The organism is Acinetobacter sp. CY79 (genome assembly GCF_059515845.1).
On sequence record NZ_JCAKMY010000012.1, the window covers coordinates 98243 to 107462 of the forward strand.

11 protein-coding genes are annotated in these 9220 nt (G+C 39.6%); 3 read left to right on the top strand and 8 right to left on the bottom strand.

Annotation, left to right across the window (positions count from 1 at the left end; translation table 11 throughout):
* Positions 1-24 precede the first annotated feature (24 nt).
* Both AC5YCE_RS06770 and AC5YCE_RS06775 read right to left on the bottom strand, forming a co-directional pair.
* Complete coding sequence (locus tag AC5YCE_RS06770) at positions 25-1242, bottom strand: TIGR03862 family flavoprotein (RefSeq protein ID WP_496171482.1); 1218 nt, start codon at positions 1240-1242, stop codon at positions 25-27.
* On the bottom strand, positions 1239-1892 hold the full coding sequence (locus AC5YCE_RS06775; protein ID WP_496171488.1) for a class I SAM-dependent methyltransferase: 654 nt from the start codon (positions 1890-1892) through the stop codon (positions 1239-1241). The genes AC5YCE_RS06770 and AC5YCE_RS06775 overlap by 4 nt, the downstream gene beginning before the upstream one ends.
* Before the next feature lie 89 nt (positions 1893-1981).
* Between AC5YCE_RS06775 and AC5YCE_RS06780 the strand changes: the two genes are divergently transcribed.
* Together AC5YCE_RS06780 and AC5YCE_RS06785 are read left to right on the top strand one after the other, a co-directional pair.
* Entirely contained in the window at positions 1982-2161 is a 180-nt protein-coding gene (locus AC5YCE_RS06780; protein ID WP_496124706.1) for a DNA gyrase inhibitor YacG, read from the top strand.
* A gap of 141 nt (positions 2162-2302) precedes the next feature.
* Positions 2303-2488, top strand: coding sequence for a hypothetical protein (locus AC5YCE_RS06785; RefSeq protein ID WP_496124705.1), 186 nt, complete (start codon positions 2303-2305; stop codon positions 2486-2488).
* Between the two features lie 26 nt (positions 2489-2514).
* On the opposite strand, the gene AC5YCE_RS06790 is transcribed toward AC5YCE_RS06785, so the two are convergent.
* From AC5YCE_RS06790 to AC5YCE_RS06810, 5 genes are all read right to left on the bottom strand, one after another.
* Positions 2515-3159, bottom strand: a complete 645-nt coding sequence (locus AC5YCE_RS06790; protein WP_496171483.1) for an MBL fold metallo-hydrolase — start codon at positions 3157-3159, stop codon at positions 2515-2517.
* Positions 3160-3198: 39 nt separating this feature from the next.
* Positions 3199-4209 (bottom strand): ferrochelatase, encoded by a 1011-nt coding sequence (hemH, locus tag AC5YCE_RS06795; protein ID WP_496171484.1) that lies wholly within the window; start codon positions 4207-4209, stop codon positions 3199-3201.
* 76 nt (positions 4210-4285) lie between these two features.
* Complete coding sequence (locus AC5YCE_RS06800; protein ID WP_496124702.1) at positions 4286-5302, bottom strand: DUF4062 domain-containing protein; 1017 nt, start codon at positions 5300-5302, stop codon at positions 4286-4288.
* A gap of 110 nt (positions 5303-5412) precedes the next feature.
* Positions 5413-6291, bottom strand: coding sequence for a glutamate racemase (gene murI, locus AC5YCE_RS06805; RefSeq protein WP_496124701.1), 879 nt, complete (start codon positions 6289-6291; stop codon positions 5413-5415).
* 51 nt (positions 6292-6342) lie between these two features.
* The gene (locus AC5YCE_RS06810) at positions 6343-6954 is read right to left on the bottom strand and encodes a DUF1285 domain-containing protein (RefSeq protein ID WP_496124700.1); all 612 of its coding nucleotides are present in this window, start codon (positions 6952-6954) and stop codon (positions 6343-6345) included.
* 202 nt (positions 6955-7156) lie between these two features.
* On the opposite strand from AC5YCE_RS06810, the gene AC5YCE_RS06815 reads away from it, so the two are divergent.
* Positions 7157-8869: an electron transfer flavoprotein-ubiquinone oxidoreductase gene (locus AC5YCE_RS06815; protein WP_496171485.1), complete on the top strand. Its 1713-nt coding sequence runs from the start codon at positions 7157-7159 to the stop codon at positions 8867-8869.
* Positions 8870-9070: 201 nt separating this feature from the next.
* On the opposite strand, the gene AC5YCE_RS06820 is transcribed toward AC5YCE_RS06815, so the two are convergent.
* On the bottom strand, positions 9071-9214 hold the full coding sequence (locus AC5YCE_RS06820; protein WP_496126720.1) for a transposase: 144 nt from the start codon (positions 9212-9214) through the stop codon (positions 9071-9073).
* Positions 9215-9220 lie beyond the last annotated feature (6 nt).

The window sequence follows — 9220 nt, forward strand, 5'->3', positions numbered from 1 at the left end:
TTCACTTTTAATACACATCAGCAATTATTTTTGCATTAAAAATTGATGTACACCCTCTGCTGCTGCACGTCCTGTGGCAAAGCATGCCGTGAGCAAATAACCACCTGTTGGTGCATCCCAATCCAACATTTCCCCACAGCAGAAAATATGTGGATTAGATTTGAGTTGGAGTTGCGGTGTTAACACTGATTGCTTAATCCCACCCGCACAACTGATTGCTTCCTCAATCGGTCTAAAACCATCGAGTGGGACGATTAAACGTTTAATCTGAGCTGCCAATCTTAAGGGATCATTCCATATCGTCTTTGGAACCAGCTCTCTGACCAAAGCAGCTTTGGTTTGATCTAGTCCCGCTTTACGCCAAACATTGCTTGAACTTTGTTTTTTACTCGGTTTAAGTTTATCAGCCAATTGCTCAACACTCAGATCAGGTAATAAGTCTAGAATGATATGCATGTTCTGATTTTTCTCAGCAGGTTTAACTTTCAATTGTTCTCGTAGAGCGCGACTATGCTTATAGATCAAACCACTTTCTAAACCATAATGACTAATGACAATATCGCCTGCTGACTTAGGAGCGTCGCCTACCCAAGCTTCAACACGCTTTAAAGGCTGACCAAATAAAGGTTGCATATAAGAAGACCAACAACGTTCTACACCAGCATTGCTGGCTAGAAAAGGCTCAACTTCATCATCTTTTAACCATTGTTGCCATGCACCATCACTACCTAACCTAGACCATGAAACAGCGCCACATGCCAACACAATCGCATCAAAATGTTCAGATTTTTTTTGATCATTCTTGTGGTCAAAAATCATCAACTTATTTTGTTCAAGCTGAAGAATCTGATGACGATAATGAAATTGAACCTGTTGCTCCAAGAGTCGTTTCAGCCATGCCCGTAATAATGGTGCTGCCTTCATCTCAATCGGAAAAATACGACCTGAAGTTCCCACATAAGACTCAATACCTAAATCGTGCATCCATTGTTGAATCCATTCAGCATCCCATTTTTTCACCCAAGGCGCTAACCAATCTGAATGATCATAGCGCTGAATAAACTGATCGACAGGTTCAGCATGAGAAATATTTAAACCTGTCTTACCTGCCATTAAAAACTTACGAGCAGCAGATGGCTTTTGTTCAAACACATGAATATCGTATTCATACTGACTGAGTCGCTCAGCTGCCATCAAACCTGCAGGGCCTGCACCGACAATTGCTATACGGGGTTTAGTCATGTTGAAGCTGGATCTAGTTTAAAATTTTGACCTTGCAAAGGCTGAAAATCATCAAAACGTGTCTTGTAGTCTTCAGGTTTTGAAATAATGAGTTGCTGACATAATTCGCCACGTTCTAAGTACTTCACTTCAAAATGAGTGCGCGCCGAAGTGGTTGGAATGATTTCTTTCACGAAAGGCAGTTTCCAAACATTGATCAGCTGCTGCTCTGCTTCAGCAATATACTCAGGAATATTACTCGCTAAAGTGACGGTGCCATGACTGTCTAATCTTGAGATTAAAAATTCAAAAAAAGGCATATTCAACCAACGTTGTGCTGGATTATGCGGTTCTGGATTTGGATACAAAATAAAAAAATGTTGAACTTGTTTCGGATGCAACGCATGCACCACCCACGGCAAGGCATCCGCATGGATTGGATTCAGATTGATCTGACCCTCAATTTCATGTTGTTTTTGCATCGCCAAGAACTTCTCTCGCGTCCGTTCAATTGCAATCAGATTGTGCTGTGGATTTTGAGCACTAAATAACAATGCATGTTTGCCTTTTCCTGCTCCAATTTCAATACAAATCGGTTCATTTGGAATCACTTTAAAATCGCGTGGCGCATGCATACGCTGTGCTTGAAATTGACGAATCGGCATAATCAGATCAAACTAAGGAAATCGGCATAAGTCTAGCAATTCTGAATGAATTTGACTAATTGTTCAGGTCCCTAACACTTCTATTGGAGCCCATCATGACTCAAACCTTCCCTTGCCCTCGTTGTGGTCAACCTAGCTTTTGGACCGACAATCCATTTCGTCCATTTTGTTCTGATCGCTGTAAACTAATTGATCTAGGTGCGTGGGCAAATGATGATTATAAGCTTCCGACCGAAGATTCTCCTCAGGCAGATCAGAATAACTATATTGACTAAGTTTTAAATTAATGAAATCCCCCTAAAAGCACAAAAAACCACCAATAAATCAAACACATTAAGCAAAATAAATTGTATTAATTTACATTTTACTTATGTTATAGTGACACGCATCACAAAATAACAACAGAAAGGTGTGTCATGTTTTTATATATTTTTCTTTTATGTTTAACTTTTGCTTTTTTCATTTTAGGGGCATTTTTCCTTATATCTGCAATTTTTCATTTGGATTTAAGTTTATTGATTGTTGCCGGTTTATTTGTAGTGGCTGGAATTTTGCTCCGCTTGGAACATTTAGAAATTGAAACTGATATTACATTGTATTAAATATCAGTCATTTATAATTTTATAAGTTATCCAGCTTTCCCAGCGACAAATGGATTGTATTGTTTTTCATGTCCAATCGTACTGATTGGACCATGTCCCGAAATAAATTGAGTTTCATCAGGCAAGCTAAAACATTCCCGATGAATCGAATCAATCAATTGCTGATGATTACCTTTTGGGAAATCAGTACGCCCTATCGAACCTTTGAATAACACATCTCCAGTCCATAACAAGCCATAGTTTTGATTATAAAAAATCACATGACCTGGTGTGTGGCCTGGAGCGAAACGTACTTCAAACTTTTCATCACCAAGCTCTAGTACTTCCCCACCCTCTAGCCATTGATTCACCTTAACAGGCTCTGGGATTGGAAAACCGTAGCGTGCTGAAACCTCCTGAATCATATCCAACCAAAAAGCATCTTCTTTATGCGGACCAATCACAGGGACATTCCATAACTTAGTCAATGCTCCAACAGCCCCAGCATGGTCCAAATGCCCATGGGTTAACCAAAGTGCTTTAACCGATAATCCAAGTTCTTCCACTTCTTTTTGAAGTTTTTCAGGTTCACCACCGGCATCAATCAGTACAGCCTCTTTGCTTTGCGAGTCCCAGACAATGGAACAGTTTTGAGCAAAAGTGGTTACGGGAACAATTTTAACTTGAAGCATAGTTTTACCTAATATCAAAAATTCGAATTAAAAATTAATTTAGTGCGCTAAAGTGATTTTGAGCGCGTCTAACTGCGCTTGAATAAACGAGTTGAGCATTTCAATATGATCGAGATTTGCATTCAAAGCAGGTATATATGCGTATGACTCCCCACCTTGACTTAAAAATAAATCTCGATTTTCAACAGCCAATTCTTCAAGTGTTTCCAAACAATCCGCTGAAAAAGCAGGGCTCAGTACCTGAACAGATTGAACACCTTGTTTTGCCCAGTCTTTCAAAATCTGATCGGTATATGGTTTGACCCACTCCTGTTTGCCAAATCGAGATTGAAAACTAATTGCCCACTGCTGCTGATTCAATCCTAATTTTTCTGCAACTTTTTGAGCCGTTACACGACAACGATCCGCATATGGGTCACCTTTATCTGCATAAGGTTGTGGAACCCCATGAAATGACATTAACAGCTTTTCAGGTTGACCATGCAGTTTTTGGTAATCCAATACGCTATTTGCAAGAGCTTCGATAAATAAAGGGTGCTGATAATAATCTCGAATAATACTTAGACCAGGTAAATTCCTTTGTTTAAGCACCCATTTTGAAACAGCATCATATAAGGGCGCTGAAGACGTTGCCGAATACTGAGGAAACAATGGAAATAAAATCAGATGATCTTGAGGGTCTAAACTCATCTTTTTTAAAGCCTGGTGGATACTTGGATTGCCATAAGTCATTGCTGGGATGATATCGAGTTCAATATCTTGATTATTTTTCAACAACTGGTTTTTTATTAATTCGACCTGCTCGAATAAGATTTCCCGCATAGGAGAATCAGACGACCAAACTGATGCGTAGGCTTCCGACACTCGCTTGGGACGAAATGGCAGAATGAAAGCATGTAAAATCACTTTCCATAAAAATGATGGAATTTCAATAACACGCTGATCCGATAAGAACTCTTTTAAAAACTGACGAACTGCTGGGACTGTTGGCGCATCCGGCGTTCCCAAGTTGGCGACAATCACAGTAACTTTAGGTTTAGAGTGAGTCATTTTCCATACCAGCAATCAAAAATTCATGGCGTTACTTTAGCAGACAATTTTTAAAACTGTTGGATGAAAAAACCAATTATATTATTCGGGAATGCCTTTCCATCAAAGCATTGTTTTTTAAAATCATTGCCGATTTATCCGTGACTTTCCATAATAGTCTTTGGCGGTCGTCACGTCCAACAGGGACGATCCATTCGTTTTGACGCATTTGCTGTTTAATAATATGCAAGGAACGCACATTAATTTGAGCACGAGATATGGCATGAGTACGTGGCATCTGCTTTTGTGCATCCGCTAATCCGCTCTCATTTAAATACTGATTCATGACCTTAGAGAAATTTTCTTCTGGCATTGCTTCAATAAAATAAGAAGAGAGAACCTTGAAGAGTTCACCCCAAGTCATTTCACGAATAACATTTAGATCTTTGAAATTACCATCCTGATAAGCATGCATCCGGTAATCAAAACTAAAGCTATCCTTCATATTGACGCGCGGCAAAGATAAAAATGGATCAACCTCTCCATTAATTTTACCCATTTTCGCTTGAGATAATTCAGATTTTAAACGGTCAATTTCATCTTGCAAAGATTGAATACTTTGAGGACGTACCCACCCCAATACAGGATAACGTTCAAGCATTTGTGGCATCTGTGAACGAATGGCCAACTCTAATTCACGAAGTGATTTATAAGGAATGACTTGTTCTATTTCTTTTTGAATCTGATTTCTAAAATCATTAAAACGATCTTTCAAATCCTGACGTGTTTCTTGTAATTCAGGATCTCGTGCATCTGGATTATCATGCATTAGAACAATAATCGGTTTTTGTTTCGTCACTGCGTAGATATATTCAAGATGCATATAACTCACACCCGAAACTGATTGCTCGCCGTATTGGCTACCCAAAAGCAATAGAACATAGTCACAATCATCAATTTGACGTCGTGCAAAAGCGGTACTCAAAGGCGTCCTCTGTTCTAATCCCCAAGAGAAATACCCCATACCGATCAGGGTTTGAGACACGACCATTCTCTCGGGCTGCATCTCTTTACCAGAGGTTATAATAAAAACTTGGTAACGCTTGTCGAGCATAGCTTAACCCGTTCCTTTGTATAACTTTATATCTAACATTTCATGACTTTTCAAAGGCTACACTACCCAATTGTTCTTTATTCTATTTTCCACCTTGTATGCTGAACGAATTAGTTGAATTTTTCAACTACATTTTCAACTGTCCATGAGATTTCTGAATCAATTAAGCATTTGATTATTGGTTTTAATTCTTTTGCATTCTGTCCACTTACAAAACAAGCCAATCGTGGTTGATCGATTTCAAATTGATTAGCAACTAAATCATTTTTTATCAATATTCGAGCTGTCTGCCTTGCAACCGCGAATCCAGAGTCAACCAAGCTTAATTTATTTCCATAGACATGCTGAATCGCATCTTTTAGAAATGGATAATGTGTACAGCCTAATACTAAAAAATCCACACGATGATTCACAATCGGATCTAATAGTTCTTGAAGAATTTTATGGCTTTTGGGTGAATTTTGCTGTCCAGCCTCTACTAAAGGGACTAAATCTAAGCATGTTACCGTACAAACATTCACGCCTAAAGGTTCAGCAAAGTTTTTCATTACGTCTTTGATCAGCTTGCCACGAAAAGTTGCGGGTGTCGCCAAGACAGCAACAGACTTTGACTTGGTCTGTAATACAGCAGGTTTCAACGCAGGAACTAATCCAATAATCGGAAATTTATCCCCATAATGATCACGTAAATGATCCAAACTAAATGCTGAGGCGGTATTACACGCAACCACAGCAACTTTACACCCCTGACGATATAACCACTCAACTGCATTTGCAGTCAGTTCACGAATATTCTCATCATCTCGTGGGCCATAGGGAACGTTTGCTGTATCTGCATAGTATAAAAGACGCTCATTTGGCAAATAACGTGCGATCTCAAGAGCCACTGATAACCCACCTATCCCAGAATCAAAAATACCAATTGGCGCATTTGGGTCTGCGTGAGGCATTGGTTCATTCATCTGAGTAAGGGCGAATATTGCAGACATGCTAGCGACTACTTTTTGATTAGATATACTGGATAGAACAAAGCTTAAACCTCAAGTGCCCAATTGCAAATTGAAATTACCACTTTTAAGCAATAAAACCGATTCACCCTGCTGATTTTCAATCAACTCTCCCATTTCAATCAAATGAAAGAAACTCGCCCGCTGAATTAATGCATTAATACCAAAACGCACATGCACATAAGGACGTAATTCACCTGCAAATTCACGCATAAAAATCGGATGCGCTTGATCGACAATCACAATATCTTGTGTGGTTGTTTTGAGTTGCAAATATTGAAGACCATCGATTTCAATTTGATCGACTTGGTTGACAAACAAAGGTTCATCTTCAACCTGAATTTCAATCTGCTCAACGGGCGTTTTTAGATAGAATTTATCATTTTCTTTCCAGAGCACCGTTGAAAATAAATCCACTAGACTTTGTCTTTTAATCAGTTGACCTTCGTGCCACCATTCTCCGTTGGCTTTAACCTCTAAATCCATTACACCACAATGTTTTGGATGCCATTGATCCAATGGAGGTATTGACTTTTTGTGACTGGACTGTGCATTTTTTAAATATTGTGAAAGATTGCTTAAATTTTTATCATCAGGTACAAGAGTATCTGTTACTGCTTTTGTAGAATCATTTTGTTTTACCATGGTTTATGCCCTGCTGACGAAAAATATAACGACTCAGCCAATTGGCTTGATCAAGGATTAAAACTATACTAGCGCAAAATATATTAAAGATTCGATTATTCATTCGTATCTAGCAATTAAGAACACTCATGGCAGCACCGATTTTGTTACTTTTGTTAACAGATAATGCGGTTGCCACCCCTAACAGTATGAGGAGTCCTTTATGGAACACATCGAACGTGAATCGATGGAGTTTGACGTCGTAATTGTAGGTGCAGGCCCTGCGGGTTTATCTGCTGCGATCAAAATTCGTCAACTTGCAATTGAAAATAACCTAAACGATTTGTCCGTGTGTGTCGTCGAAAAAGGCTCTGAAGTGGGTGCGCATATCCTGTCGGGTGCTGTACTCGAACCGCGTGCAATCAATGAACTTTTCCCTGATTGGAAAGAACAAGGTGCACCTCTAAATGTACCTGTGACTGAAGACAAAACCTTCTTCTTACTGTCTGATACCAAATCTCAAGAAGCGCCGCATTGGATGGTGCCTAAAACCATGCACAATGAGGGTAACTATGTCATCTCTTTAGGTAACGTGGTTCGTTGGTTAGGGACTAAAGCTGAAGAATTAGAAGTTTCAATTTTCCCAGGTTTTGCAGCCTCTGAAATTCTTTACCATGCAGATGGTACGGTGAAAGGTATTCAAACGGGTGATATGGGTATTGGTAAAGATGGCGAACCGACGCACAACTTTACCCCTGGTTATGAACTCCATGCAAAATACACGATCTTTGCTGAAGGCTGCCGTGGTCATTTAGGTAAACGCCTTATTTCTCAATTCAACTTGGACCAAGATGCGGATCCACAGCATTACGGTATTGGGATTAAAGAACTTTGGGAAATTGATCCTGCTAAACATAAAGCCGGTACTGTGATGCATGGTGCAGGTTGGCCTTTGAGTGAAACAGGTTCTTCTGGCGGTTGGTGGTTATACCATGCTGAGAATAACCAAGTGACTTTGGGAATGATCGTCGATCTTTCTTACCAAAATCCACACATGTATCCCTTCATGGAAATGCAGCGTTGGAAAACACATCCACTGATCAAGCAATTCCTTGAAGGCGGTAAGCGTCTTTCTTATGGTGCACGTGCAGTGGTAAAAGGTGGCTTTAACTCTTTACCTAAACTGACCTTTCCGGGCGGTTGTTTAATTGGTGATGATGCTGGTTTCTTAAACTTTGCAAAAATCAAAGGCTCTCATACTGCAATGAAATCAGGAATGCTCGCGGGTGAGGCGGTATTTGAAGCCATTGCTGCAGGTGCTGAGAAAGGTGGTGATATCGCTGTTGCTCGTGTAACTGAAGGCGAAGATTTCTTTGTGAAAGAGCTCACGGCTTATACAGACAAATTTAATAACAGCTGGCTCAAAGAAGAGTTATATAACTCTCGTAACTTTGGCCCTGCGATGCATAAATTTGGTCAATGGATGGGTGGTGCATTTAATTTTATCGATCAAAATGTCTTTAAAGTGCCATTTACACTGCATGACTTGGTTCGTGACCATGAAGCTTTAAAAACGCAAGATGCTGAAACGTTTAAACCAAATTATCCAAAGCCAGATGGCAAATTGACTTTTGACCGTTTATCTTCAGTGTTTGTATCCAATACAGTGCATGAAGAGAACCAGCCAGCGCATTTGAAACTGAATGATCCATCGATTCCAGTAAATGTAAACTTACCAAAATGGGATGAGCCTGCGCAGCGCTACTGCCCTGCGGGTGTGTATGAAATCATGGAAAATGATGATGGTTCGAAGCGTTTCCAAATTAATGCAGCAAACTGCGTGCACTGTAAGACCTGTGACATTAAAGATCCTTCTCAGAATATCACCTGGGTAGTGCCTGAGGGTGCGGGTGGTCCAAACTATCCGAATATGTAATCGCTTATAACTTATAAATAAACCCGCTTAGTGCGGGTTTATTTTTTGGTAATGTGCTTTAATTGAAATCTAAAAATACTAGTTATACAACTAATCACGACCACTATCAGTGATTCTCTAACTCTCTGTTTTTTGCTTCCTAAACTCCCTGAAACGAACAAGAGGTTAATTTAGTTTGTATAGCCAAATATGAAACATAAGCTACATCATCTTAAATACGATATCCAGAGCTTCCTGAATGGTTTTATTGTTCTGAGCAATGATGTGCCTGACTTTACTTTTTAAGACAGACCATGCTTTTTCAATAGGATTGAGGTCGGGACTATACGCAGGTAGATAAACGATTCTTGT